At 69.2% G+C, this 25,730-nt stretch carries 24 protein-coding genes; 18 read left to right on the plus strand and 6 right to left on the minus strand.

Translation table 11 applies throughout. The annotated features are described in order from the left end of the window. Positions 1 to 113: 113 nt before the first annotated feature. Positions 114 to 899: an exodeoxyribonuclease III gene (locus V4F39_RS14790; protein ID WP_332290324.1), complete on the minus strand. Its 786-nt coding sequence runs from the start codon at positions 897 to 899 to the stop codon at positions 114 to 116. A gap of 19 nt (positions 900 to 918) precedes the next feature. Here V4F39_RS14790 and pyrE point away from each other — a divergent pair, with 19 nt between their 5' ends. Next, complete coding sequence (pyrE, locus tag V4F39_RS14795; RefSeq protein ID WP_332290325.1) at positions 919 to 1,596, plus strand: orotate phosphoribosyltransferase; 678 nt, start codon at positions 919 to 921, stop codon at positions 1,594 to 1,596. Beyond that, positions 1,597 to 2,316 carry a hypothetical protein gene (locus V4F39_RS14800; RefSeq protein WP_332290327.1) on the plus strand — a complete coding sequence of 240 codons (720 nt, stop codon included), beginning with the start codon at positions 1,597 to 1,599 and terminating at the stop codon, positions 2,314 to 2,316. It begins immediately after the preceding gene. Positions 2,317 to 2,340: 24 nt separating this feature from the next. Here V4F39_RS14800 and gatB read toward each other — a convergent pair whose 3' ends face one another. Genes gatB through gatC form a run of 3 tightly spaced genes read right to left on the minus strand, consistent with a single transcriptional unit; the run spans position 2,341 to position 5,615 of the window. Continuing rightward, positions 2,341 to 3,786 (minus strand): Asp-tRNA(Asn)/Glu-tRNA(Gln) amidotransferase subunit GatB, encoded by a 1,446-nt coding sequence (gene gatB, locus V4F39_RS14805; RefSeq protein WP_332290328.1) that lies wholly within the window; start codon positions 3,784 to 3,786, stop codon positions 2,341 to 2,343. Between the two features lie 21 nt (positions 3,787 to 3,807). Continuing rightward, complete coding sequence (gene gatA / locus V4F39_RS14810) at positions 3,808 to 5,319, minus strand: Asp-tRNA(Asn)/Glu-tRNA(Gln) amidotransferase subunit GatA (RefSeq protein ID WP_332290330.1); 1,512 nt, start codon at positions 5,317 to 5,319, stop codon at positions 3,808 to 3,810. Then, the gene (gene gatC / locus V4F39_RS14815) at positions 5,316 to 5,615 is read right to left on the minus strand and encodes an Asp-tRNA(Asn)/Glu-tRNA(Gln) amidotransferase subunit GatC (RefSeq protein WP_332290332.1); all 300 of its coding nucleotides are present in this window, start codon (positions 5,613 to 5,615) and stop codon (positions 5,316 to 5,318) included. Before gatC ends, gatA begins: the two co-directional genes overlap by 4 nt. A gap of 325 nt (positions 5,616 to 5,940) precedes the next feature. Between gatC and V4F39_RS14820 the strand changes: the two genes are divergently transcribed. The 5 genes from V4F39_RS14820 to rodA all read left to right on the plus strand — a co-directional run bounded on the left by V4F39_RS14820 (position 5,941) and on the right by rodA (position 11,728). After that, positions 5,941 to 6,984 (plus strand): rod shape-determining protein, encoded by a 1,044-nt coding sequence (locus V4F39_RS14820; RefSeq protein WP_046112886.1) that lies wholly within the window; start codon positions 5,941 to 5,943, stop codon positions 6,982 to 6,984. A 73-nt stretch (positions 6,985 to 7,057) separates the two neighbouring features. After that, entirely contained in the window at positions 7,058 to 7,978 is a 921-nt protein-coding gene (gene mreC / locus V4F39_RS14825; RefSeq protein ID WP_332290333.1) for a rod shape-determining protein MreC, read from the plus strand. After that, complete coding sequence (gene mreD, locus V4F39_RS14830; RefSeq protein ID WP_332290334.1) at positions 7,975 to 8,496, plus strand: rod shape-determining protein MreD; 522 nt, start codon at positions 7,975 to 7,977, stop codon at positions 8,494 to 8,496. The genes mreC and mreD overlap by 4 nt, the downstream gene beginning before the upstream one ends. Next, positions 8,493 to 10,577 carry a penicillin-binding protein 2 gene (gene mrdA / locus V4F39_RS14835; protein WP_332290335.1) on the plus strand — a complete coding sequence of 695 codons (2,085 nt, stop codon included), beginning with the start codon at positions 8,493 to 8,495 and terminating at the stop codon, positions 10,575 to 10,577. The genes mreD and mrdA overlap by 4 nt, the downstream gene beginning before the upstream one ends. Next, positions 10,574 to 11,728, plus strand: a complete 1,155-nt coding sequence (rodA, locus tag V4F39_RS14840) for a rod shape-determining protein RodA (protein ID WP_332290336.1) — start codon at positions 10,574 to 10,576, stop codon at positions 11,726 to 11,728. The genes mrdA and rodA overlap by 4 nt, the downstream gene beginning before the upstream one ends. A gap of 10 nt (positions 11,729 to 11,738) precedes the next feature. On the opposite strand, the gene V4F39_RS14845 is transcribed toward rodA, so the two are convergent. Next, positions 11,739 to 13,217, minus strand: a complete 1,479-nt coding sequence (locus tag V4F39_RS14845) for a sensor histidine kinase (RefSeq protein WP_332290337.1) — start codon at positions 13,215 to 13,217, stop codon at positions 11,739 to 11,741. Positions 13,218 to 13,241: 24 nt separating this feature from the next. Then, positions 13,242 to 13,913 carry a response regulator transcription factor gene (locus tag V4F39_RS14850; RefSeq protein ID WP_332290338.1) on the minus strand — a complete coding sequence of 224 codons (672 nt, stop codon included), beginning with the start codon at positions 13,911 to 13,913 and terminating at the stop codon, positions 13,242 to 13,244. A gap of 118 nt (positions 13,914 to 14,031) precedes the next feature. On the opposite strand from V4F39_RS14850, the gene recA reads away from it, so the two are divergent. The 11 genes from recA (at position 14,032) to V4F39_RS14905 (ending at position 25,638) form a co-directional block, all read left to right on the plus strand. After that, entirely contained in the window at positions 14,032 to 15,081 is a 1,050-nt protein-coding gene (gene recA / locus V4F39_RS14855; RefSeq protein ID WP_332290581.1) for a recombinase RecA, read from the plus strand. Between the two features lie 27 nt (positions 15,082 to 15,108). Further along, the gene (gene recX, locus V4F39_RS14860; protein WP_332290339.1) at positions 15,109 to 15,603 is read left to right on the plus strand and encodes a recombination regulator RecX; all 495 of its coding nucleotides are present in this window, start codon (positions 15,109 to 15,111) and stop codon (positions 15,601 to 15,603) included. A 343-nt stretch (positions 15,604 to 15,946) separates the two neighbouring features. Beyond that, positions 15,947 to 17,107: an ADP-forming succinate--CoA ligase subunit beta gene (gene sucC / locus V4F39_RS14865; protein WP_332290340.1), complete on the plus strand. Its 1,161-nt coding sequence runs from the start codon at positions 15,947 to 15,949 to the stop codon at positions 17,105 to 17,107. A gap of 15 nt (positions 17,108 to 17,122) precedes the next feature. After that, a complete protein-coding gene (gene sucD, locus V4F39_RS14870) occupies positions 17,123 to 18,016 on the plus strand; it encodes a succinate--CoA ligase subunit alpha (protein WP_332290341.1) in 894 nt (297 codons plus the stop codon). 143 nt (positions 18,017 to 18,159) lie between these two features. After that, positions 18,160 to 18,906: a TerC family protein gene (locus V4F39_RS14875; protein ID WP_332290342.1), complete on the plus strand. Its 747-nt coding sequence runs from the start codon at positions 18,160 to 18,162 to the stop codon at positions 18,904 to 18,906. Positions 18,907 to 19,270: 364 nt separating this feature from the next. Further along, positions 19,271 to 19,957: a TerC family protein gene (locus V4F39_RS14880; protein WP_332290343.1), complete on the plus strand. Its 687-nt coding sequence runs from the start codon at positions 19,271 to 19,273 to the stop codon at positions 19,955 to 19,957. A gap of 77 nt (positions 19,958 to 20,034) precedes the next feature. Continuing rightward, positions 20,035 to 20,940, plus strand: coding sequence for a serine/threonine-protein kinase (locus V4F39_RS14885; RefSeq protein ID WP_332290345.1), 906 nt, complete (start codon positions 20,035 to 20,037; stop codon positions 20,938 to 20,940). Between the two features lie 115 nt (positions 20,941 to 21,055). Beyond that, a complete protein-coding gene (locus V4F39_RS14890) occupies positions 21,056 to 21,841 on the plus strand; it encodes a Stp1/IreP family PP2C-type Ser/Thr phosphatase (protein WP_332290346.1) in 786 nt (261 codons plus the stop codon). Positions 21,842 to 21,859: 18 nt separating this feature from the next. Continuing rightward, positions 21,860 to 22,531: an FHA domain-containing protein gene (locus tag V4F39_RS14895; protein WP_332290347.1), complete on the plus strand. Its 672-nt coding sequence runs from the start codon at positions 21,860 to 21,862 to the stop codon at positions 22,529 to 22,531. A 43-nt stretch (positions 22,532 to 22,574) separates the two neighbouring features. Then, entirely contained in the window at positions 22,575 to 24,788 is a 2,214-nt protein-coding gene (locus V4F39_RS14900; protein ID WP_332290348.1) for a CHASE2 domain-containing protein, read from the plus strand. A gap of 58 nt (positions 24,789 to 24,846) precedes the next feature. Beyond that, positions 24,847 to 25,638, plus strand: a complete 792-nt coding sequence (locus V4F39_RS14905) for a 3',5'-cyclic-nucleotide phosphodiesterase (protein WP_332290349.1) — start codon at positions 24,847 to 24,849, stop codon at positions 25,636 to 25,638. Positions 25,639 to 25,730 lie beyond the last annotated feature (92 nt).

The following is a 25,730-nucleotide window of genomic DNA, read 5'->3' on the forward strand; positions in this document are numbered from 1 at the left end:
GTCTGCAGCTACCGGCCGCATGCAGGAAGCGTAGCGGGCAGCCACCGGACCGAGGTGGTCAATACGGGGCCCGGAAGGCGTGAATATTCACACGCGAAAAAGGTGGCGCCCCGTCAGAGCGTGAAGTCGTAGTCGATCACCAGCGGTGCGTGGTCCGAGAAGCGCTGGTCGAGGTAGATGTGCTCCCGGCGCGCCGTGGCGGCGACGGCCGGGGTGGCGAGGTGGTAGTCCAGCCGCCAGCCCACGTTCTTCGCCCAGGCCTGCCCGCGGTTGCTCCACCAGGTGTACTGCTCGGGGTGCGGGTTCAGCGTGCGGAACACGTCCACCAGGCCGAGCTCGTCGAGCAGCCGGGTCATCCAGGCGCGCTCCTCGGGCAGGAAGCCGCTGTTCTTCTGGTTGCTGCGCCAGTTCTTCAGGTCGATCTCCTTGTGGGCGATGTTGACGTCGCCCATCAGGATGAACTCGCGCTCCGACTTCAGCCGCGCCAGGTGCAGGTACATCTTGGCCAGGAAGCGGAACTTGGCGGCCTGGCGCTCCTCGCCGCTGCTGCCGCTGGGGAAGTAGCAGCTGACCAGGCTGAACCTGCGCCCGGGCGTGTCGTAGCGGGCCTCGACGTAGCGGCCCTCCGCATCGAACTCGTCCGGATCGAACCCGAAGACCACGTCGCTCGGCGCCGTGCGGGTGTACAGGCCCACGCCGGAGTAGCCCTTCTTCTCGGCATAGTGGAAATGGCCGTCCATCCCGTCGAGGCGGTCGAAGCGGCCAGCCACCGTATCGGCCTGGGCCTTGACCTCCTGCACCCCCATACAATCTGCGCCCGTTTCGCCAGCCCAGGCCTCGAAGCCCTTGTTCGCCGCAGAGCGGATGCCATTCAGATTCAGGGTGACGAGCCGAAACATACGCTGAGGACCTTCCTTCATGAGCACCCACGCGCCCACCGACCCGCTGGCCCAAGAATTCGTCGCGTTCTCGGTGGAGGCCGGTGTGCTGCGCTTCGGCGAGTTCAAGACCAAGGCGGGGCGGATGTCGCCCTATTTCTTCAACGCCGGCTTGTTCGATGACGGCGCCAAGCTGGGCCGCCTCGCGGAATTCTATGCACGGCGGCTGCTCGCCTCGGGCCTGCAGTTCGACATGCTGTTCGGCCCGGCCTACAAGGGCATCACCCTGGCGGCCGCGGTCAGCATCGAACTCGCGAGGCTGGGGCACAACAAGCCGTTCGCCTACAACCGCAAGGAAGCCAAGGACCACGGCGAAGGCGGCACGCTGGTCGGCGCGCCGGTGCAGGGGCGGGTGCTCATCATCGACGACGTGATTTCCGCCGGAACTTCGGTGCGGGAATCCATCTCGATGATCGAGGCGGCCGGCGGCAGGCCGGTGGGCGTGGCCATCGCCCTCGACCGCCAGGAAAAGGCCACCGAGAACGGGACGGACGTCGCCTGGTCCGCCGTCCAGGACGTCACCAAGCGTTTCAACTTGAGCGTGGTGTCGATTGCGACCTTGAACGATCTCCTCGACTATCTGGCGACCACCAGCGACAGCTCGCTCGCCGCGCATGGCGACAACGTCGCCCGCTACCGGGCGCGCTACGGAATCTGAATGCAACGTTCGACAGACTGCCGCCCTGCACGATGGCTCACGACAGCACTCGTCGCCGGGATGGCCTCGGCCGCCGCGGCCCAGCCGCAGGGCCAGGCCTCGTCGAGCGCGGGCATCTACACCTGCGTCACCGCCGACGGGCGCCGGCTGTCCTCGGACCGGCCGATCCCGGCATGCAATGCGCAGGAGCAGCGTGTTCTCAACAGTGACGGATCGCTGCAGCGCATCCATCCCCCGTCCCTGACGGCCGAGGAGCGGGCCGCCCGGGAGGCGGCCGACCGCCGCGCGCAGGCCGAGCGCACCGCGCAGCTCGATGCCATCCGCCGCGACCGCAACCTGATGAGCCGTTTCCCGAACGAGGCCGCCCATCGCAAGGCCCGCGAAGCTTCCCTGGACACGGTGCGGGTGGCCATCCGCAACACCGAACTCCGGCTGGAGCGGCTGGCGGCCGAGCGCAAGCCGCTCGACACGGAGGCGGAGTTCTACCGGGGCCGCACGCTGCCGCCGCGGCTGCGCCAGCAGATCGATGCCAACGAGGCCGCCGCGGAGGCCCAGCGCGCCGCGGCGCAGACGCAGTCCGCCGAGCTGAGCCGCATCAACCGGCTGTACGACATCGAGCTGGAGCGGCTGCGGCGCCTGTGGGCGGGCGCACCCGCGGGATCGCTGGGCTCCGTGCAGGCGCTGCCTGCGAGCGACACGCGCACGGGCGTCAAGCCCTGACGCACGCCGCCCCGGGGCGGCCCGTCAGCCGAGCTTCTTCTTCAGCAACTCGCCGGCCTGCGCCGGATTGGCCTTGCCTTTGCTCGCCTTCATGACCTGGCCGACCAGGGCGTTGAAGGCCTTGTCCTTGCCGGCGCGGTATTCGTCCACCGACTTGGCGTTGGCCGCCAGCACCTGGTCGACGATGGCCGCCAGCGCCCCCTCGTCGTTCATCTGCTTCAGGCCCTTGGCCTCGATGACGGCATCGACGTCGGTGTCGCCGCCCCACAGCGCGTCGAACACCTGCCGGGCTCCGTTGTTCGACACCGTGCCGTCGACGATGCGCCCGATCAGCGCCGCGAGCGTGCCGGCGGCGACGGGGCTGGCCTCGATCGAGCCGCCTTCGGTGTTCAAGCGCCGGGAGACCTCGCCCATCAGCCAGTTGGCGACCAGCTTGGGCTGGCCGCTCGCATCACGCGCGGCCTCGTAGAAGCGGGCCATCGCCAGGCTCTGCGTCATCATCGTGGCGTCGTAGGCCGGCAGGCCGTCTTCCTGCTGGAACCGCTCGGCCATCGTCGAGGGCAACTCGGGCATCGCGGCCTTCACCTGCTCGACCCAGGCCGGATCGATCACCAGCGGCGGCAGGTCGGGGTCGGGGAAGTAGCGGTAGTCGTGCGCGTCTTCCTTGGTGCGCATCGAACGGGTTTCGCCGGTGTCGGGGTTGAACAGCACCGTGGCCTGCACGATCGGCAGGCCGTCCTCGATCTGCTCGATCTGCCACTGCACCTCGTAGTCGATCGCCTGCTGCAGGAAGCGGAAGCTGTTGAGGTTCTTGATCTCGCGCCGCGTGCCGTAGGGCTGGCCGGGCCTGCGCACCGAGACGTTGGCGTCGCAGCGGAAGCTGCCTTCCTGCATGTTGCCGTCGCAGATGCCGAGCCACACCACCAGCGCGTGCAGCGCCTTCGCGTACTCGACCGCCTCGGCCGACGAACGCATCTCCGGTTCGGAGACGATCTCGAGCAGCGGCGTGCCCGCGCGGTTGAGGTCGATGCCGGTCTGGCCGTGGTAGTCCTCGTGCAGCGACTTGCCGGCGTCCTCCTCGAGGTGCGCCCGGGTGAGGTTGACCGTCTTGCGATGGTCACCGACGAAGAAGCCGACCTTGCCGCCCTGCACCACCGGGATCTCGTACTGGCTGATCTGGTAGCCCTTGGGCAGGTCGGGGTAGAAGTAGTTCTTGCGCGCGAAGATCGACTGCGGCGCGACCTTGGCGCCCACCGCGAGGCCGAAGCGGATCGCGCGCTCGACCGCGCCGCGGTTCATGACCGGCAAGGTGCCGGGCAGCGCCAGGTCGACGGGGCAGGCCTGCGTGTTGGGCTCCGCCCCGAACTGCGTGCTGGCGCCGCTGAAGATCTTGCTGCGGGTGGACAGCTGGGCGTGTGTCTCGAGGCCGATCACGACCTCGTAGCCACGGATCAATGGGACTGTGGACATGGGCGTTCCCCGGTGTTCGTCTCAGAAGCCCGCCGGGGCGCGGGTGTGCCAGTCGGTGGCCTGCTGGAAGGCATGCGCCGCATGCAGCAGCGTGCCTTCGGCGAAATAGTTGCCGATGAGCTGCAGCCCGACCGGCATGCCGCCCTCGCCGAAGCCCGCCGGCACGCTCATGCCGGGCAGGCCGGCCAGGCTCGCGGGCAGCGTGAAGATGTCGGCCAGGTACGCCTTGACCGGATCGTCGCCCTGCTCGCCGAGCCGCCAGGCCACGCTGGGGGCGACAGGACCGGCAATGACGTCGCACTGCCGGAAGCAGGCCTGGAAGTCGTCGGCGATCATGCGGCGCAGCTTCTGCGCCTGCAGGTAGTAGGCGTCGTAGTAGCCGTGGCTGAGCACGTAGGTGCCGATCATGATCCGGCGCTGGACCTCGGTGCCGAAGCCTTCGGCCCGCGTCTTCTTGTACATGTCGAGCAGGTCGGTGTACTGCTGGGCCCGGTGGCCGAACTTGACGCCGTCGAAGCGGCTCAGGTTCGAGCTGGCCTCGGCCGGCGCGATGATGTAGTACACGGGGATCGACAGCTCGGTGCGCGGCAGGCTCACGTCGACGAGCGTGGCGCCCAGCTGCTCCAGCCCGGCCAGCGCGGCGCGCACCGCGCCATCCACGTCGGCCGCGAGCGCCGCGGGGAAGAACTCCCGCGGCAGCCCGATGCGCAGGCCCTGCAGCGGACGGCCGGCCGTCGCCCCTTCGCGGCCCTGGCGCATCTGCGCATGGAAGTCCTGCGGCGGACGCTCCGCACTGGTGGCGTCCCGCGGGTCGAAGCCGCTCATCGCGGACAGCAGCAGCGCGCAGTCCTCGGCGCTGCGCGCCAGCGGACCGGCCTGGTCGAGGCTGGAGGCGAACGCGATCATCCCGTAGCGCGAGCACACGCCGTAGGTGGGCTTGATCCCGGTCACGCCCGAGAAGCTGGCGGGCTGGCGGATCGAGCCGCCGGTGTCGGTGCCGGTGGCCGCGGGCAGCAGGCGCGCCGCCACGGCCGCGGCCGAGCCGCCCGAGGAGCCGCCCGGCACGCGCTGGGTGTCCCACGGGTTGCGCACCACGCCGTACGCGGAGTTCTCGTTGGCCGACCCCATCGCGAACTCGTCGCAGTTGAGCTTGCCGAGGCTGACCATGCCCGCGCCCGCCACGCCGTCGGCACCGCCGCAGAGGCGGGCGACGACGGTGGCATCGAACGGGCTGCGGTAGCCGGCGAGCATCTTCGAGCCGGCGGTGGTCGGCGCGTCGGCGGTGACGAAGACGTCCTTGTGCGCGATCGGCACGCCGGTCAGCACCTGTGCATCGCCGCGGGCGCGCCGCTCGTCGGCGCCGCGGGCCTGGGCCAGCGCGCGCTCGGCATCGACATGCAGGAAGCTGCCGAGCGACGCGTGCGCCGCGACGCGGCCGAGCAGGTGCGTGGTCAGCTCGACGCTCGAGACCTCGCCAGCGGCGAGCGAGCGTGCCAGCGCCGCGACGCCTTGTTCATGCAGCGCGCCGCTCATTCGATCACCTTGGGCACGAGGAACAGGCCGTCCTGGACGGCGGGCGCGCTGCGCTGGTTGGCGTCGCGGTCGCCGGTTTCGGAGACCACATCGTCGCGCAGCCGCAGCCGCACCGCCTGGATCGCGGACAAGGGCGTGTACAGCGGCTCGACGCCGCTGGTGTCGACGGCGCTCATGCGCTCGACGATGCCGAAGAAGCCGTTGAGCTGCGTGAGCAGCTCGGCCTCCGCGGCGGGTTTCAGTTCCAGGCGCGCCAGGTGCGCGATGCGGCTCACGTCCTCGGGAGTCAGGGCCATCGGTCGGGACCAGTAGGAGTTGCGCCGGGCGGCACCGCGCACTGCAGAAACGCAGCGCATAACCACCGGACGGCGAGAGTTGATGGGGTATTATCCCCCGTTCCCCGCAAGCCCTCGGCATGCCACACATCGCCTCCAGCGACGTCTGCAGCGCCCTGGGTTCAGGGCGACAGATACAGGTGCCGCTCGGCCCTTGAGGCCGGGTGCCACGCCCTTCGAACGAACAACCCTCCACATTCGATGCGCAAGCCGCTGCAGCGATGCGTCCCGGGCCCGGCGGCTCCGGTCGATGCCTGCCGCCCCTGAGCGCAGCCCTTCCTACGCCATGTTCGAATCGTTCCGACGTTACTTCTCCACCGACCTCGCCATCGACCTTGGCACCGCCAACACGCTGATCTACGTCCGCGGCAAGGGAATCGTGCTCGACGAACCCTCCGTCGTCGCCATCCGACACGAAGGCGGCCCCCACGGCAAGAAGACCATCCAGGCCGTCGGCGCGGAAGCCAAGGCCATGCTGGGCAAGGTGCCCGGCAACATCGAGGCGATCCGCCCGATGAAGGACGGCGTCATCGCCGACTTCACCGTCACCGAGCAGATGCTCAAGCAGTTCATCAAGATGGTGCATCCGCGCTCGGTGCTCAAGCCGAGCCCGCGAATCATCATCTGCGTGCCCTGCGGCTCGACGCAGGTGGAACGGCGCGCGATCCGCGAATCGGCGCTCGGCGCCGGCGCGAGCGAGGTCTACCTGATCGAGGAGCCGATGGCCGCCGCGATCGGCGCCGGCCTGCCGGTGAGCGAAGCCTCGGGCTCGATGGTCGTCGACATCGGCGGCGGCACGACGGAAGTCGGCGTCGTCTCCCTCGGCGGCATGGTCTACAAAGGCAGCGTGCGCGTCGGCGGCGACAAGTTCGACGAAGCCATCATCAACTACATCCGCCGCAACTACGGCATGCTGATCGGCGAGCCGACGGCCGAGGCGATCAAGAAGAACATCGGCAGCGCCTTCCCCGGCTCCGAGGTCAAGGAGATCGAGGTCAAGGGCCGCAACCTCAGCGAGGGCGTGCCGCGCAGCTTCACGATCAGCAGCAATGAGATCCTGGAAGCGCTGACCGACCCGCTGAACAACATCGTCTCCAGCGTCAAGAACGCGCTGGAGCAGACGCCGCCCGAGCTCGGCGCCGACATCGCCGAACGCGGCATGATGCTGACCGGCGGCGGCGCGCTGCTGCGCGACCTGGACCGCCTGCTCGCCGAGGAGACCGGCCTGCCGGTGCTCGTCGCCGAAGATCCGCTGACCTGCGTCGTGCGAGGCTGCGGCATGGCGCTGGAGCGCATGGAGCGCCTGGGCAGCATCTTCACCTCCGAGTAACCTCCCTACCCGTTCCGCCATGGGGCCGGCGCGTGAACAACGTAGCCGGCCTCGTTTCATCTGAGCCGTCACCATGCAGTTGGGTACCCTCGACCGCACGCCGCCGCCGTTCTTCCGACAGGGCGTGTCGGCGCTGACCAAGCTCCTGTTCTTCTCGGCGCTGGCCGTGTTCCTGATGGTGGCCGACAACCGCTTCCAGCTGGTGGTGGCGGCGCGTGCCGTGCTGGCCACCGCGCTCGCCCCCGTCGAGCGGGCGCTGCTGGTGCCGCGCGAAATGATCCACGGCGGCCGCGACTACCTCGAGGGCCTGGGCCAGGCGCGGGCCGCCGAGGACGCGGCACGGCAGCAGCTCTTGCGCCAGGCCGAGCGCGTCGCACAGGTCGACCTGCTGGCGCGCGAGAACGACCGGCTGCGCGCGCTGCTCGAGCTGCGCCCGCCGCTGCAGGTGCGCTCGATCGCGGCGGAGGTCTTGTACGAGGCGGCCGACCCGTTCTCCCGCAAGCTCTTCATCGACCGCGGCGAGCGCCACGGCGTGATGCTGGCATCGCCCGTGATCAATGAAGCAGGCGTGATGGGCCAAGTGACCCGCGTGTACCCGCTGACCGCCGAGGTGACGCTGCTGACCGACAAGGATGCGGCGATCCCGGTGCTGAACACGCGCACGCAGCAGCGCAGCGCGGCCTTCGGCGGCGCCGGCCAGGGCACCGCGATGGAACTGCGCTTCATGGCGGCCAACTCCGACGTGCGCGCCGGCGACGTGCTCACCACCTCCGGCGTCGACGGGATCTACCCCTCCGGCCTGCCCGTCGCGACGGTGATGCAGGTCGAGCGCCAGGCCGATGCCGGCTTCGCACGCATCGCGCTCAAGCCCTCGGCGCCCCTGGACGGCGTTCGCCATGTGCTGGTGCTCGAACCACTGAACGCGCAGCTGCCCCCGCCGCCGGCGCCTGAACCGGCTGCCGCCGTCGACCCCCGGAGCAAGCGCAAGCCATGATCATGCCGCGCGGCTCGGACCAGCTGCTGCTGCCGGCCAACCCCTTCTTCGTCTGGTTCACGCTGCTGTTCGCGTTCGGCTTCAACCTGCTGCCGTTCGGCCGTGAACCCGCCATTCCCGACCTGCTGGCGCTGGTGCTGGTGTTCTGGAACGTGCACCAGCCGCGCCGGGTGGGGGTGGGCGCGGCGTTCCTCTTCGGCCTGCTGATGGATGTGCACGAGGCGGCGCTGCTCGGCCAGCACGCGCTGGCCTACACGCTGCTGTCCTTCTTCGCGATCACCATCCACCGCCGGCTGCGCTGGTTCGGCCTGCCGGCGCAGGCGCTGCATGTCCTGCCGCTGTTCGCGGCGGCGCACGCGGTGTCGGCCCTGGTCAGGCTGATGGCCGGCGGCATGCTGCCCGGCTGGCAACTTCTGTGGGCCCCCGCGATCGAAGCGGCATTGTGGCTGCCGGCCACGTGGTTGCTGCTCGCGCCGCAGCGCCGTGCGCCCGACCCCGATCAGAATCGACCGCTGTGACCGAGATCAAGAACCTCGAGCAGGAAATGAGCCGCTTCCGCGGCCGCCTGGCGGCGGCGGCGGCGCTCGTGCTGGTCGGGTTCGGGCTGATCGGCGCGCGCATGGTCTACCTGCAGGTCTACCGGCACGAGGAGCTGGCCACCCGCGCGGAGGCCAACCGCATCGCGGTGCTGCCCGTGGTGCCCAACCGCGGCCTCATCGTCGACCGCAATGGCGTGGTGCTGGCCACCAACTACTCCGCCTACACGCTGGAGATCACGCCCTCGAAGGTCAGCGACCTCGAAGGCACGATCGACGCGCTGTCGCAGCTGGTGGAGATCCAGACGCGCGACCGGCGCCGCTTCAAGCGGCTGGTGGACGAGAGCAAGAGCTTCGAGTCGCTGCCGATCCGCACCAAGCTGACCGATGCCGAGGTGGCGCGCTTCATGGCGCAGCGCTTCCGCTTCCCGGGCGTCGACGTGCGGGCGCGGCTGTTCCGCAACTACCCGCTGGGCGACACCGGCAGCCACTTCCTCGGCTACATCGGACGCATCAACCAGGCCGAGAAGAAGGCGATGGAGGACTGGGACGAGGACACCCAGGCCAACTACCGCGGCACCGAGGTCATCGGCAAACTGGGCGTGGAGCAGAGCTACGAGCAGGAACTGCACGGCCAGACGGGCTTCGAGGAAGTCGAGACCAGCGCCGGCGGCCGCGCCGTGCGCCGCCTGAAGAGCCACCCGCCCACCCCGGGCAACACGCTGATGCTGTCGATCGACATCAAGCTGCAGGCCATGGTCGAGCAGATGTTCGGCGATCGCCGCGGCACGCTGGTGGCGATCGACCCGCGCAACGGCGAGGTGCTCGCCTTCGTCAGCAAGCCGACCTTCGATCCCAACCTCTTCGTCGACGGCATCGACTACGAGAGCTGGAAGGAGCTCAACGAGTCCATCGACAAGCCGCTGCTGAACCGTGCGCTGCGGGGCACCTATCCGCCGGGCTCGACGTTCAAGCCGTTCATGGCGCTGGCCGCCCTCAACACCGGCAAGCGCAGCGCGAGCACCGTGATCCAGGACAACGGCAGCTTCGTCTTCGGCAACCACACCTTCCGCAGCCACGGCGACAAGGGGCTGGGGCCGGTGGACATGTACCGCTCGATCGTCAAGTCGAGCAACGTCTACTACTACTCGCTGGCCAACGAGATGGGCGTCGACCTGATGCATGAGCAGCTGTCGCCGATGGGCTTCGGCCGGCGCACGGGCATCGACCTCGAGAACGAAGGCACCGGCCTGCTGCCCTCCACGGCCTGGAAGAAGCGGGCCTACAAGCGGCCGGAGCAGCAGAAGTGGTATGCCGGCGAGACGATCTCGCTCGGCATCGGCCAGGGCTACAACAACTTCACCATGCTGCAGCTCGCCAGCGCCACGGCGACGCTCGTGGCCGGCGGCCAGCGCTACCAGCCCCGGCTCGTGCGCGAGATCGAGAACGTCGTCACCCACGAGAAGAAGAAGGTCTCGGGCGATGCACTGGCGCCGCTGCCGTTCCAGCCCGAGCACGTCGCGCTGATCATGCGCGCGCTGCACGGGGTGACGCAGGAGGGCACCTCCACCGGCGTGTTTGCCGGCGCGCCCTACAAGACCGGCGGCAAGACCGGCACCGCGCAGGCCGTCGGCGTGCGGGCCAACGAGAAGTACAACGCCGCCAAGCTGGCGGAGCACCAGCGCGACCACTCGGTGTACATGGCGTTCGCGCCAATGGAGAACCCCAGCATCGCACTGGCCGTGATCGTCGAGAACGCCGGCTGGGGCGCCGCCGCCGCGGCGCCGATGGCGCGCCGGGTGTTCGACTACGCGCTGCTGGGCCTGTGGCCCAGCGACGAAGACATGGCGGCCACGCAGCAGGGCAAGTCGGTCGCCCCGATCGGCACGCCGCGGCACGCCGTCGACGTGCCGCTGCCGGGTGCCGGGAGCGGCGCCATGGCCACGCTGCAGGGCACCGTGCCCGACGGTGCCGCGGACCGGGCCGCACCCTCGCCCGCCCGGCCGCCCGCATCGGCGCCGCAGCAGCTCGCTGCGGTGCCCGCATCACGGAGCGCCCGATGAGCACCGTCATCGAGCGCCCCTCGCTCTGGCTGCGGCTGAAGCCGCTGTTCGTCGGCTACGACTTCTGGCTGATCGCCGCCATCCTGCTGCTGGCCGGCGCGGGCATGGTGACGATGTATTCCGCCGGCTTCGACCACGGCACGCGCTTCGTCGACCACGGGCGCAACATGATGCTGGCCGCGGGCCTGCTGCTGGTGGTGGCGCAGGTGCCCCCGCAGCGGCTCATGGCGCTCGCACTGCCGATCTACGCGATCGGCGTGGCCCTGCTGCTCGCCACCGCGCTGTTCGGCATCACGAAGAAAGGGGCGACGCGCTGGCTGGACCTCGGGATCGTGATCCAGCCGAGCGAGATCCTGAAGATCGGCATGCCGCTGATGATGGCCTGGTGGTTCCAGAAGCGGGAAGGCCAGCTGCGGGCATTCGACTTCGCCGTCGGCGCGCTGATCCTCGCGGTGCCGGTGGGGCTGGTGATGAAGCAGCCCGACCTGGGCACGGCGATCCTGATCCTGTCGGGCGGCCTGTACGTGATGTTCTTTGCCGGGCTGAGCTGGCGGCTGATCCTGCCGGTGCTGGCGGTGGGGGTCGTGGGCGTCACGGCGCTGGTGCTGTCCGAAGACGCCATCTGCCAGCCCGACGTGGTGTGGTACGTGCTGCGCGAATACCAGAAGCACCGCGTGTGCACCTTGCTCGATCCCACGCAGGACCCGCTGGGCAAGGGCTTCCACATCATCCAGGGCATGATCGCGATCGGCTCCGGCGGCATCCACGGCAAGGGCTTCATGAACGGGACGCAGACGCACCTGGAGTTCATCCCCGAGCGCACCACCGACTTCATCTTCGCCGCTTTCAGCGAGGAGTTCGGGCTGGCGGGCGTGGTCGGGCTGCTGCTGGGCTTCGTCTTCCTGCTGTTCCGCGGGCTGATCATCGCCGCCGAGGCGCCGACGCTGTTCTCGCGGCTGCTGGCGGGCGCGCTGTCGCTCAGCATCTTCACCTACTGCTTCGTGAACATGGGCATGGTCAGCGGCATCCTGCCGGTGGTGGGCGTGCCGCTGCCGTTCATCAGCTACGGCGGCACCGCGATGGTGACCATGGGCCTCGGCCTCGGCATCCTGATGTCGATCGCCAAGAGCCGCCGGATGATGCAGAGCTGATGCGCGCGCCTCAGGCGGCCGGCGTCGGCGCGGGCGGCTGCGCCAGCGGGAACCTCACGGTGAAACGCGTGCCCGGCGGCGTACTGCGCGGATGGGCGTCCTCCAGCGCGACCACCGCCCCGTGCTGTTGCGCGATCTCGCGCACGATGGCCAGGCCCAGCCCCGAACCGTCCACGTTCGTGCCGAGCGCCCGGTAGAACGCCTGGAAGACCAGCTCGCGTTCCGATTCCGGGATGCCGGGCCCGGTGTCCTCCACCTGCAGCACCACCACCTGGCCGAACGGATCGGCCACGACGCGCACGGTGACCGCGCCCCCGGACGGGGTGTATTGCAGCGCGTTGTCGACCAGGTTGCGCATCAGCTCGCGTACCAGGACGGGCTGCCCCAGGATGCGCACCGACGGCCCCGCGCTGTGCGCATCCGGCCCCTCGTAGCCCAGGTCGATGCGCTTGTCGAGCGCCCGCGGCACGAAGTCGCGCACGGTCTCCACGGCCAGCCGCGGCAGGCTCATTTCCTGGCGGCGGTGGGCCTGCTCCTTGTCCTCGGCACGCGCCATCGCCAGCAGCTGGTTGACCATGTGCGCGGCCCGCTGCGTGGAGCGCGCGATCTGCTGCAGCGAGCGCTTGACCGACTGCGCATCGCCCCCGTCGTCGATCTCGCGCTGCGCCAGCTCGGCCTGCATGCGCAGTCCGGCCAGCGGCGTCTTCAGCTGGTGGGCCGCGTCCGCCAGGAAGTGCTTCTGCGCACCGATGGAGACATCGAGCCGGCTCAGCAGGTCGTTGATCGAGCGCACCAGCGGCGCCACCTCGTCGGGTGCGTCGCGCTCCTCGATCGGCGACAGGTCGTGGCTCTCCCGCTCGCGGATGCGCCGCTGCAGCGCATTGAGCGGCGAGAGCCCGCGCGCCAGCGCCAGCCAGACCAGCAGCACCGCCACCGGCAGGATCACGAACTGCGGCAGGATCACGCCGCGGAAGATCTCGGTGGCCAGCCTCGACCGCTTGTCCAGCGTCTGGGCGACCTGCACCAGCGGCACCGCGCCGGCGGGGGCGTTGGGATCCGCGAGCCACATGTAGGCGATGCGCACCGGATCGCTCAGTACCACGTCGTCGCGGAACCTCAATTCGCCCGGGGCCGCACGCTCCTCGTCCGGCACCGGCAGGTCGCGGTCTCCCGCGACGAACTCGCCCCGCAGGCCCAGCACTTGGTAAAAGACCTGGTCGGTGTCGTCGCTGCGCAGGATCTCCGCTGCGGCTTCCGGGATCTTCACCCGGACCATCGCCGGCAGACTGCCGCCCGCCTCCACCGACACCCGCCGCGCCACCGTGCGTGCCAGCTCGCCCAGTTCACGGTCGTAGGGGCGGTTGGCGATGCCCTGCGCGACGAGCCAGGTCAGCGCGACGCTGATCGGCCACAGCAGCAGCAGCGGCGCGAGCATCCAATCGAGGATCTCGCCGAACAGCGAGCGCTGCTCACGCTGGGGAGCTGGCATGCCCGGTGATCGAACCCCGGGCACTCAGCCCGGGATCTTCTCGAGGCAGTAGCCCAGGCCGCGGACCGTCGCGATCCGCACGGGGCCCTGCTCGATCTTCTTGCGCAGGCGGTGGATGTAGACCTCGATCGCGTTGTTGCTCACCTCTTCGCCCCACTCGCACAGGCGTTCGACGAGCTGGTCCTTGCTGACGAGCCGGCCCGCACGCTGCAGCAGCACCTCCAGCAGCGACAGCTCGCGCGCCGACAGGTCGACCATCTGGTCGTTCAGGTACGCGACGCGACCGGTGGCGTCGAAGCTCAGCGGCCCATGCTTGATGACGGTGGCCGCCGTGCCGAGGCCGCGGCGCGTGAGCGCACGCACACGCGCCTCCAGTTCGGCCAGGGAGAACGGCTTGGCCATGTAGTCGTCGGCGCCCAGGTCCAGGCCCTTGACCCGCTGCTCGACGCTGTCGGCGGCCGTGAGAATGAGCACCGGCACGCTCGCCCCGCGCGTGCGCAGCCTGCGCAGCACCTCCAGGCCGTGCAGCTTGGGCAGCCCGAGGTCGAGGATCAGCAGGTCGAACTCGTGTGCCGCCAGCGCGGCATCCGCCTCGCTGCCGCTGCTCACCTGGTCGACCGCGTAGCCGGCATTGCGCAGGGAGCGCACCAACCCATCGGCGAGAACCTGATCATCTTCGGCTATCAGAATGCGCACGATGTTGTCTCCTGTCTCGCTGATTCTAGGGATCCGGCGAAGCTGCGAATCGGGCCGCAAAGCACTGTACGAATATCCAGCTTCAGGCTATCATCGCGACCATTCCCCGGAGAACGCCATGGACGCACCCGTGAAAGCCTTGAACACCGAAAAAGCCAAGGCCCTGCAAGCCGCCCTCACGCAGATCGAAAAGCAGTTCGGCAAGGGCTCCATCATGCGCCTGGGCGACGGCGAGGTGGCGGAAGACATACAAGTCGTGTCAACCGGCTCGCTCGGCCTCGACATCGCCTTGGGTGTCGGCGGCCTGCCGCGCGGCCGCGTCGTCGAGATCTACGGGCCGGAATCGTCAGGCAAGACCACGCTCACGCTGCAGGTCATCGCAGAGATGCAAAAGCAGCACGGCGTCTGCGCCTTCATCGATGCGGAACACGCCCTGGACGTGCAGTACGCGCAAAAGCTCGGCGTCAACCTGCAAGACCTCCTCATTTCCCAGCCGGACACCGGCGAGCAGGCCCTGGAGATCGTCGATGCGCTCGTGCGCTCCGGCTCCATCGACCTGATCGTCGTGGACTCCGTGGCCGCCCTCACCCCCAAGGCGGAACTCGAAGGCGAGATGGGTGATTCGCTACCCGGCCTGCAGGCCCGCCTGATGAGCCAGGCCCTGCGCAAGCTCACCGGCACGATCAAGAAGACCAACACCATGGTCATCTTCATCAACCAGATCCGCATGAAGATCGGCGTGATGTTCGGCAACCCCGAAACCACGACCGGCGGCAATGCGCTGAAGTTCTACGCCTCGGTGCGCCTGGATATACGCCGCACCGGCAGCATCAAGAAGGGCGAGGAAGTCATCGGCAGCGAGACCAAGGTCAAGGTCGTCAAGAACAAGGTATCGCCCCCGTTCAAAACCGCCGAGTTCGACATCCTCTACGGCGAAGGCATCAGCCGCGAGGGCGAGATCATCGACATGGGCGTCGACGCACGCATCCTCGACAAGTCCGGCGCCTGGTACGCCTACAACGGCGAAAAGATCGGCCAAGGCAAGGACAACGCACGCGAGTTCCTGCGCGAGAACCCTGATGTGGCGCAGGAAATCGAGAACAAGGTGCGAGAGACGCTCGGCATCCCCCTGTTGCCGAGCGGCGCCCCGGCCGCTGCCGCTGAATAAGGGCGGGACCTCGTTCGACGGCCGGCTGTGCCTGCGCCTGCGCGGATCTCGCTGAAAGCGCGGGCATTGCAGCTGCTCGCGCAGCGCGAACACAGCCGCAGCGAGCTTCGCCGCAAGCTGATGCGGCACGCGGTGGAGGCCTGCAACGCCGTCGCGGCCACGGGCGAAGAGGCATCGTCCGCCCCTGGCCCCTGCCTCGACAAGCTGCTCGACTGGCTGGAGGCGCACCGCTACCTGTCGGAGGAGCGGTTCGTCGAGAGCCGCGTGCACGCGAGGTCGCCGCGCTTCGGCAACCTGCGCATCCAACAGGAACTGGCGCGGCACGGCGTAGCGCTCGACAGCACCGCCGCCACGCAGCTCCAACTCACCGAGTTCGAACGTGCCCAGGCCGTGTGGCGGCGCAAGTTCGGCAGCCCCGCCACCGATGCGGCACAACGCGCCAAGCAGATGCGCTTTCTGGCCGGACGAGGGTTTTCGGGTGACGTCATCCGCCGCGTGGTGCGGGGCGGCGACGGCGAGTGAACCGGCGGTCGAACGGGCCGGCCAGCCCCTGACTTGCAATCAGCCTCAGGGCGCTGGCTGCTTGCTGCACTGCAAAATGCTACATTCCCGCGGTTTTCCCTAGCGTGCCGAGGTGCTGCAACGCGCCATCTGCCCGCAACGCACCGCGATCATGGCCTTCCGTTCCGCCGCCCTCCGTCGTCCCAGGCATCGATGCACGATCGTCCTGCGTGGCGTCTCGCGCATCGGGACGCCGCGCGCCGTGATTGACAATAACGTCCCGTTCCCGCCCGTCGCGGCGCATTGACGACGGACCACCGTCCTCAGCGCGCCGCTGTCTGCCCCTCCCCCAGAAGACAAGCCTATGAAGATCCACGAGTACCAAGGCAAAGAAGTGCTGCGCCAGTTCGGCGTTCCGGTGCCGCGCGGCTACCCCGCGTTCACCGTGCAGGAAGCAGTCGAGGCTGCGCAGAAACTGGGCGGCAGCGTCTGGGTCGTCAAGGCGCAGATCCACGCTGGCGGCCGCGGTAAGGGCGGCGGCGTCAAGCTCGGCCGCTCGATGGAAGACGTGAAGAAGCTGGCCGGCGAGATCCTCGGCATGCAGCTCGTCACGCACCAGACCGGCCCGGAAGGCCAGAAGGTCCGCCGCCTCTACATCGAAGAAGGCGCCGACATCCAGAAGGAACTCTACGTCTCGCTGGTCACCGACCGCGCTTCGCAGAAGGTGGCCTTCATCGCCTCCAGCGAAGGCGGCATGGACATCGAGGAAGTGGCGCACTCCACGCCCGAGAAGATCATCACCGAGCTGGTCGACCCGCTGACGGGCCTGACCGCCGAGCAGAGCAAGAAGATCGCCACGGCCATCGGCCTCACCGGCGCATCGGTGGACCAGGCGGTCGACCTGTTCGCCAAGCTCTACAAGTGCTACATGGACACCGACGCGTCGCTGGTGGAGATCAACCCGCTGAACTGCGACAGCAAGGGCAACCTGATCGCCCTGGACGCCAAGTTCAACTTCGACTCGAACGCCCTGTTCCGTCATCCTGAAATCGTCGCCTACCGCGACCTAGACGAGGAAGACCCGGCCGAAATCGAAGCCAGCAAGTTCGACCTCGCCTACATCAGCCTCGACGGCAACATCGGCTGCCTGGTGAACGGCGCCGGCTTGGCGATGGCCACGATGGACACCATCAAGCTGTTCGGCGGCGAGCCGGCCAACTTCCTCGACGTCGGCGGCGGCGCCACGGCCGAGAAGGTGACTGAGGCCTTCAAGATCATGCTGAAGAACCCGGAGGTCAAAGGCATCCTGGTGAACATCTTCGGCGGCATCATGAAGTGCGACACCATCGCCACCGGCGTCATCACCGCGTGCAAGGCGGTGAACCTGAGCGTGCCGCTGGTCGTGCGCATGAAGGGCACGAACGAGGAAATCGGCAAGAAGCTGCTGGCCGAGTCGGGCCTGCCCATCATCAGCGCCGACACCATGGCCGAGGCCGCGACGAAGATCGTCGCCGCCGTGAAGTAAGACGGGAGCAGATTCATGTCGATCTACATCAACAAAGACACCAAGGTCATCACGCAAGGCATCACCGGCAAGACGGGCCAGTTCCACACGCTCGGCTGCCAGGCCTATGCCAACGGCAAGAACGCCTTCGTCGCGGGCGTGAACCCCAAGAAGGCCGGCGAATCGTTCTCCGACATTCCCATCTACGCCAGCGTCAAGGAAGCCAAGGGCCAGACCGGCGCGACCGTCAGCGTCATCTACGTGCCGCCCGCGGGTGCCGCGGCCGCCATCTGGGAAGCCGTCGAGGCCGACCTCGACCTGGCGATCTGCATCACCGAAGGCATCCCCGTCCGGGACATGCTGGAAGTGCGCAACAAGATGAAGGCCAAGGAAGCCGCCGGCGGCAAGAAGACGCTGCTGCTGGGCCCCAACTGCCCTGGCCTGATCACGCCCGACGAGATCAAGATCGGCATCATGCCGGGCCACATCCACAAGAAGGGCCGCATCGGCGTCGTCTCGCGCTCCGGCACGCTGACGTATGAAGCCGTCGCCCAGCTGACCGAGATCGGCCTCGGCCAGTCGAGCGCCGTCGGCATCGGCGGCGACCCGATCAACGGCCTGAAGCACATCGACGTGATGAAGGCGTTCAACGACGATCCGGACACCGACGCGGTGATCATGATCGGCGAGATCGGCGGCCCCGACGAGGCCGAAGCCGCCCGCTGGTGCAAGGCCAACATGAAGAAGCCGATCGTCGGCTTCATCGCCGGTGTCACGGCGCCTCCGGGCAAGCGCATGGGCCACGCCGGCGCGCTGATCTCGGGCGGTGCCGACACGGCCGACGCCAAGCTGGCCGTGATGGAAGAGTGCGGCTTCAAGGTCACGCGCAACCCGTCGGAAATGGCCAAGCTGCTGAAGGCCCTGCTGTAAGCAGGCGCCCACCGGTCGACCCGGAAAGCCGGCCGCCCACGCGGCCGGCTTTTCTTTTCCGGACTATGTAATTCCCGCACCGGCGGCGCAGGCACATCTGCCTACACTGGCGGCCATTCCATCCAACCCCCTGGGCCATCGACATGGCAGAGTTCTTCACAGCACATTTCTGGATCGCGGTCGGTCAGATCATCATGATCGACATCCTGCTGGGCGGCGACAACGCGGTCGTGATCGCACTGGCATGCCGCAAGCTGCCGCCGGCGCAGCGCACCAAGGGCATCCTGTGGGGTACCGCGGGCGCCATCATCCTGCGGGTGATTCTGATCTTCTTCGCGCTGACGCTGCTGGCCATCCCTTACCTCAAGCTCGTGGGCGCCGCGCTGCTGGTGTGGATCGGCATCAAGCTGCTCGTGCCCGAGCACGACGACGACCACGCCAACATCCAGGCCAGCGACAAGCTGTGGGCCGCGGTGAAGACCGTGATCGTGGCCGACTTCGTGATGAGCCTCGACAACGTCATCGCGATCGCCGGTGCCGCGCAAGGCGCCGACGACCACCACCAGATGCCGCTGGTGATCTTCGGCCTGCTGATCAGCATCCCGATCATCATCTGGGGCAGCCAGCTGGTCATCAAGCTGATGGACCGCTTCCCGATCGTCATCACGCTGGGCGGCATGCTGCTGGGCTGGATCGCCGGCACCATGGCGGTGACCGACCCCGGCATCGTGCCGTACCTGCCGAACCATCCGGGCGCCACGCCGGACGCGCCGCTCGAAGTCAGCGCCGTGCTGCGCTACGGCGCGGGTATCGCGGGTGCGCTGCTGGTGCTGGCCTGGGGCAAGTGGCTGGCCTCGCGCAAGCGGCCCGAGGGCGGCCAACCGGCCTGACCGACCGATCCGCAGGCCTTTGCCGGCCTGCAACATCGCCCAACCGCCGCGCCCTCAGCGCGGCGGTTTTGCTTGTGCGGCGCCGCCGCCTCTGTTCCAATCCGCTCCTGAAGGGGAGTAGCTCTGCCCGCGGTCGGCCTGGGAAGGTTGGATCGGCGGGGATCGGCAGGTCGTCAATACGAAGCGGCGTTCATCGCGACGCTTCCGGCCTGCCAGGCAGCATCAGCCACGCCGAGCAAGACCTTCGACGCATGCCGCAGTACGCGGCTGCTCGAAGGCGGCACGCTCCTCCCGTGCCTCCCCAGGGTTGTGCCCGTCTGCGGCATGCGTTTGACCGCACTGCAACCCTTTCGGAGAAAGCTTCATGGAGTTCCTGTCCCCCGCGTGGTTCTCGGCGCTGGCCGCCATCATCCTGATCGACCTGGTCCTGGCCGGCGACAACGCCATCGTCATCGCCCTGGCCGCGCGCAACCTGCCCGCGCACCTGCAGCGCAAGGCCATCGTGTGGGGCACCGTCGGGGCGATCGCCGTGCGGTCCGTGATGACCGTGGGCGTGGTCTGGCTGCTGAAGGTGCCGGGGCTCATGCTCGTCGGCGGCCTGGGGCTGGTGTGGATCGCCTACAAGCTGCTGGTGCCCTCCGGCGGCGATGAGCACGGCGGCCCGGGGGCGACGACGTTCGTCGGCGCGATGAAGACGATCGTCATTGCCGATGCGCTGATGGGTGTCGACAACGTCCTGGGCGTTGCCGGCGCGGCCCATGGCTCGTTCGACCTCGTCGTCATCGGCCTGCTCATCAGCATCCCGATCGTCGTGTGGGGCAGCAGCATCGTGCTGAAGCTGGTCGACCGCTTCCCCGCGATCACCTACGTCGGCGCGGGCGTCCTCGCCTTCACGGCCGCGAAGATGGTCGTCGGCGAACCGCTGCTGGACGAAGTGTTCGACCCGAACGCCGCGGCCCGCTGGTCGGTCTACGCCATCACGGTCGCCGGCGTGCTGTTGGCAGGGCGCTACGCGTCGCGCCGCGGCAGTGCCGCCACGCAGGCAGCCTGACGCGCTCCGGGGCCGGCCTGCCGGCCCCCCGTGATAAGGTCGGCGCCCACACCACCAGAGCGGATCACGGCGAGGGCATGGGCGACAACGCAGCGCGGCGACCGGCCCCGGCCGACAGCAGCGACGGCCCGTTGCGCCCCGGCTCCGACTTCGAGGGCTACCGTATCCACCGGCTGCTCGGCCGCGGCGCGATGGGCGCGGTCTACCTCGCATCGAATGCCAGGCGCCGCCTGGTTGCCATCAAGGCGCTGGCGCTCGCAGCCCAATTCGATCGCGACGACCTGCCCGCCGCACGGGAGCGCTTTGCCACGGAAGCGCGCTCGGCCGCGCGCCTCAAGCACCCCTGCATCGCCCGCGTCTACACGAGCGGACAAGCCCGCGGCATCGACTACCTCGTGATGCAGGCGCTGCCCGGCTGCAGCCTCGACCGGTACGCGCAGCCCGCGCGCCTGCTGCCCGAACCGCTGGCGCTGCACGTGGCCGCCAGCGTGGGCGAGGGGCTGGCCCATGCCCATGCCCACGGCGTGCTGCACCGGGACGTCAAGCCGGCCAACGTGATGCTGGAAGCGGCCTCACGCCGGGTGAAGCTCCTGGACTTCGGCCTCTCGCGCCTGACCGACAACGCACGCACGCGCACCGGCCTCGTGCTCGGCACACCCGCCTTCATGGCGCCCGAACTGCTCGCCGGATCGGCAGCCCATCCGGGCAGCGACCTGTACGCGCTGGGCGTGCTGCTGTTCCAGTTGCTCACCGCCCGGCTGCCGTACGAGGGCGACTCGATGGGCGCCCTGCTGCGTGCCATCGCCAGCGGCCCGCCGCAGGCCCTCGCCACCCTGCGGCCCGACCTGCCCGCCGGCCTGGGCGCCCTGGTGGCACGCCTGCTCGACAAGTCGCCGCTCACCCGGCCCGCCGACGGCACCGCGCTGGCGGCCGAGCTGCGCGAGCACATCGCCCGCTGGCCTTCGGCCGCGCTGCACCGTTGATCCGTTGCGACAGAACCCGTGCCGGCGGGAAATGCCCACGTTCATCGCCTCGCCAGGGCCGCTCACAAGGGCGCACAATCCGTGCCGCCCCGTCCAACCGCCGTACAGCGCCGCAATGCCTTTCGAGTTCTTCAGTGCCATCGATACAGGTCGCGCGCGCAGCAACAACGAAGACGCCGTCGCGCTGGACGAAGAGGCCGCGCTGGCGGTGCTGGCGGACGGCATGGGCGGCTACAACGCAGGCGAAGTCGCCAGCGGCATGCTGACCTCGTTCATCCAGACCGAGCTGGGCCGCTGGCTGCACGAAGCCAGCGCGCAGGCCTCGGATGCGGACGTGCGGCGGGCGATGGACATCTGCGTCGACAACGCCAACCGGGCGATCTTCGACGCGGCCAATGCCAACCCGCAATACGCCGGCATGGGCACGACGCTGGTGCTGGCCGTGTTCCGCGAAGCCCGCGTGCTGTTCGGCCATGTGGGCGACTCGCGGGCCTACCGCCTGCGCGCCGGGCGGCTGTCGCAGCTCACGCGCGACCATTCGCTGCTGCAGGAGCAGCTCGATGCCGGGCTCATCACGCCGGAGCAGGCGGCCTTCTCGTCGAACAAGAACCTGGTGACCCGCGCCGTCGGTGTCGAGGACACCGTGATGCTCGAAGCCCACCTGCACGGCACCGAGCCGGGAGACATCTACCTGATGTGCTCCGACGGCCTCTCCGACATGGTGAACGACCAGCGCATCGCACAGCTGCTGCTCACGCATGAATCGCTGGAAGGCGCGGGCCGCGCGCTGATAGCCGCCGCCAACGAGGCAGGTGGAAAGGATAATATCGCCGTGATTCTGGTGCGCGTGCAGGAAGGCGGCGGCAGCGCTTCGCGCCCCTGGTGGCGCTTCAAACGCTAGCAAAACATAAGGTCAAGCATGGGCAAACTGGTCGTGTCGCTGGACGGGGTGGTCATCAAGGAAGTCCAGGTCACCAAGGACAAAACCACGCTCGGCCGGCGCCCCTACAACGACATCGTCATCGATAACCTCGCCGTCAGCGGCGAGCATGCCGTGCTGCAGATGGTGGGCGCCGACGTCTTCATCGAAGACCTCAACAGCACCAACGGCACCTACATCAACGGCAAGGCGATCAAGAAGCAGCTGCTGGCGCACAACGACACGGTCGAGATCGGCAAGTACAAGATCAAGTACCTGGTCGAGGACAGCACCGACTACGAGAAGACCATGATCATGCGGCCCGGCATGGCCACGGCCGCGCCCGCCGCACCGTCGTACGCCCCAGCGCCCGCGCCCGTGTCGAGCTTCGGCAACTTGGGGCCCGCCACCGGCACGGCATCGATCAAGGTCCTGAACGGCGCGGCCGCGGGGCGCGAGGTCACGCTCACCAAGGTCGTCACCACCGTCGGCAAGCCGGGCGTACAGGTCGCGTCGATCACCAAGCGCCCCGGCGGCTACGTGCTCGCCCATGTAGAAGGCACGATGCGCCCGACCGTCAACGGCGTGCCGCTGGTCGGCGAATCGGTCCCGCTGAAAAACGGCGACGTGATCGAGCTCGCCGGCACGCAGATGCAGTTCATCCAGGGCTGATGGGCCTGCGGCGCGGACCTGCCGCGCCGCCCCGCCACCACCCGTGAGCCGCCGCAGACGGACCCAGCTCGTTGCGCTGGCCTTCTGGTCCACGCTGCTGCTGCTGGGCATCGGCCACGCCCTGCGGCTGCTGCCGCTGCCGCTGATCGAGCGCCTCGACCAGGCCCTCGCCGACACCCGCACCCGCTGGACCGCCGCCGCCGAGGTGCCGCCGCGCCTGGCGATCATCGACATCGACGAAGCCAGCCTGGCCGCCATAGGCCGCTGGCCCTGGCCGCGCGACAAGCTCGCACAACTCACCGACGAGCTGTTCGACCGCCAGCGCGTGGCCGCCGCGGGCTTCGACCTCGTCTTCGCCGAACCCGACACCGGCAACCTCGCGCTGATCGAACGCCTGGCGCGCGACGACGCCGCGCTCGCCGCGCAGCTGCCGCGCCTGCGTGCACAGCTCGACAACGACCGTGTCTTCGCCCGCGCGCTCGAGGGCCGCGCCGCCGTGCTCGGCCACTACTTCACCAGCGACCGGGGCGGCGCGCGCCAGGGCCGGCTGCCGCCCGCGCTGGCCACGCCGCTGCCCGACCCCCTGCCGCCCGGCGTCCTGCGATGGGGCGGCTACAGCGCCCCGCTGCCGCGCCTGACCGAAGCGGCCGCGGCCGGCGGGTTCATCAACTCCCTGCCCGACGGCGACGGCCTGCTCCGCTCGGCCCTGCTCCTCACGGCCTTCGACGACGGCACGCAGGTCCGCTTCCACGAAGCGCTGGCGCTGGCCGTGTGGCGCCTGGCCGCGGGCGCGCCGCAGCCGGTGGTGCAGACCGCCGCCTCGCCCAGCGGCCCCACCTTGTCCGGCCTGCGCATGGGCGACGCCCGCTTCGCCATCGACGAACGGGGCGCGGTGCAGGTGCCGTTCCGCCGCCACAGCGGGCCGCTGTCGGGCGCCTTCGAGCGGCACAGCGCCTCCGATGTGCTGTCCGGGCGGCTGCCGCCGGGGGCCCTGGCCGGCTACCGGGTGTTGATCGGCACCACCGTGCCGGCGCTCGGCGACCTCCGCGCCACGCCCATCCATCCCGCGCAGCCGGGCATCGAGATCCACGCGGCGCTGATCGCCGGCCTGGACGCGGGGCGCCTGCCGGTGCGCCCGGACTGGACCGCCGGCTACGAGTCGCTGCTGCTGCTGATGCTCGCCGCGGGCCTGGGCTTCGGCCTGTGGCGCCTGTCGCCGACCCGCGCCGCGCTGCTGTGCGCCGCCGTGCTGGCCTCCCTGCTGGCGCTGCACCAGTGGGCGTGGCAGGCGCAGGGCCTGCTGCTGCCGCTGGGTACGGCACTGGCGATGTTGTCGATCGGCTTCGCCGCCACCATGGCGTGGGGCTACATCGTCGAAGGGCGCACGCGGCGCACGCTGATGCGCCTGTTCGGCAGCTACGTGCCCCCGGCGCTCGTGGCCCGCATGGCACGCAACCCGGAGCGCTACGCCACCGCGGCCCTGCTGGCCGAGAACCGCGAACTGACCCTGCTCTTCTGCGACCTGCGCGGCTTCACCACGCTGTCGGAACACCTCGAGCCGCTGGCCTTGCGGGAGCTGCTCAACGAGTTCTTCTCCCGCATGAGCGCGGTCATCCACGCCCACGGCGGCACGCTCGACAAGTTCATCGGCGACGCCCTCATGGCCTTCTGGGGCGCCCCGCTCGCCGAACCCCGGCACGCCGCGCAGGCGGTGCGCGCCGCGCTGGCGATGCAGGCCGCGCTGCAGGCGCTCAACGCCGAGCTCGCCGCGCGGGGCCAGCCCACGCTCTCGATGGGCATCGGCGTGCACACCGGCATCGCGTGCGTGGGCGACATGGGATCGAACCTGCGGCGCGCCTACACCGCGCTGGGCGACAGCGTGAACCTCGCCTCGCGCATCGAGGGGCTGACACGCCGCTACGGCGTCGACGTGCTGGCCAGCGCCGCCACGCGGGAAGCGGCCTGCCCGCCCCTCGGCGACCTGCCCCCGGACATCGTGTGGATCGAGGTCGGCGAGGTCCACGTGAAAGGCCGATCACAACCAGTGACACTTTTCACAATTGAAGCCGCCGCTGCAAGGCACACGCAACAACGTGAAGAGCAACTGCGCATTTGGCGGCTTGCGCTGGCTGCAGCGCGCTCGCAACATTGGCGGGAAGCCGAAGCGCGGCTGCAGGCGTTGGAAGCGGCCGTCGACGAAGGCGATCTCCTGTGGCACCTGCAGCGCGCGCTGGCGGCAGAGCTCCGGGAACGGTGATGCGTCACCGGCCCGCCCCCCTTGCATCCCGCAACACCGCGTTGCCGCTCCCTCCTTCATGAAGATCCGTGTCCTCGGCTGCTCAGGGTCGATCGCTGCCGGCAGCCGCACCACCTCGTTCCTGCTCGACGACGACGTGCTGATCGATGCCGGCACCGGCGTCGGCGACCTCACCCTCGACGAGCTGGCGCGGATCGACCACATCCTCGTCAGCCACAGCCACCTCGACCACGTGCTGTCGATCGCGCTGCTGGCCGACAGCGTGATGCGCAGGCGCACCGCCGCGAGCAGGCCGCCCATCCAGGTCCATGCGCTGCCCGCCACCATCGCCGCGCTGCGCGAGCACGTCTTCAACGGCGTGATCTGGCCCGATTTCACCTGCCTTCCCAGCCGGGAACGGCCGATCCTCGCCTTTTCGCCCTTCACCACCGGCGACGTACTGGCCTTCGGCCAGCGCCGCATCGAGGTGCTGCCCGCGCAGCACACGGTGCCGGCCGTCGGCTTCGCCTTGCTGCGCGACGAACGCCGCGGGCCGGGCGCTGCCTGGGCCTACACCGGCGACACCGGCCCCAACCCGGCGCTGTGGGCGCGCCTGCGGCACCTGCCGACCGACCACCTGGTGATCGAGACCGCCTTCGGGGACGACGAGCACGCGCTGGCCGACCTGAGCCGCCATCTCTGCCCGCGCAGCTTGGGCGAGGAGCTGGCGCAGCTCGCGGGCAGCGTGCGGGTGTACATCACCCACATCAAGCCCGGCGAGGTCGCGCCCGTGATGGCGCAGGTGCGCGCGCTGGGCAGCGAGCACGCCATCAGCGCGCTGGCCACGGGCCAGGTGATCGCGCTGGACTGACTGACGTTTTGTGTCACTGCGCGCCGCAATGCGGCGGTGGGGAGTGACGAAGCTTGTCAGGGGATGTGTGCAAGTGCACAAAGTGCGAGCAG

Source organism: Aquincola agrisoli (assembly GCF_036621135.1).
GTDB lineage: Bacteria > Pseudomonadota > Gammaproteobacteria > Burkholderiales > Burkholderiaceae_C > Aquincola > Aquincola agrisoli.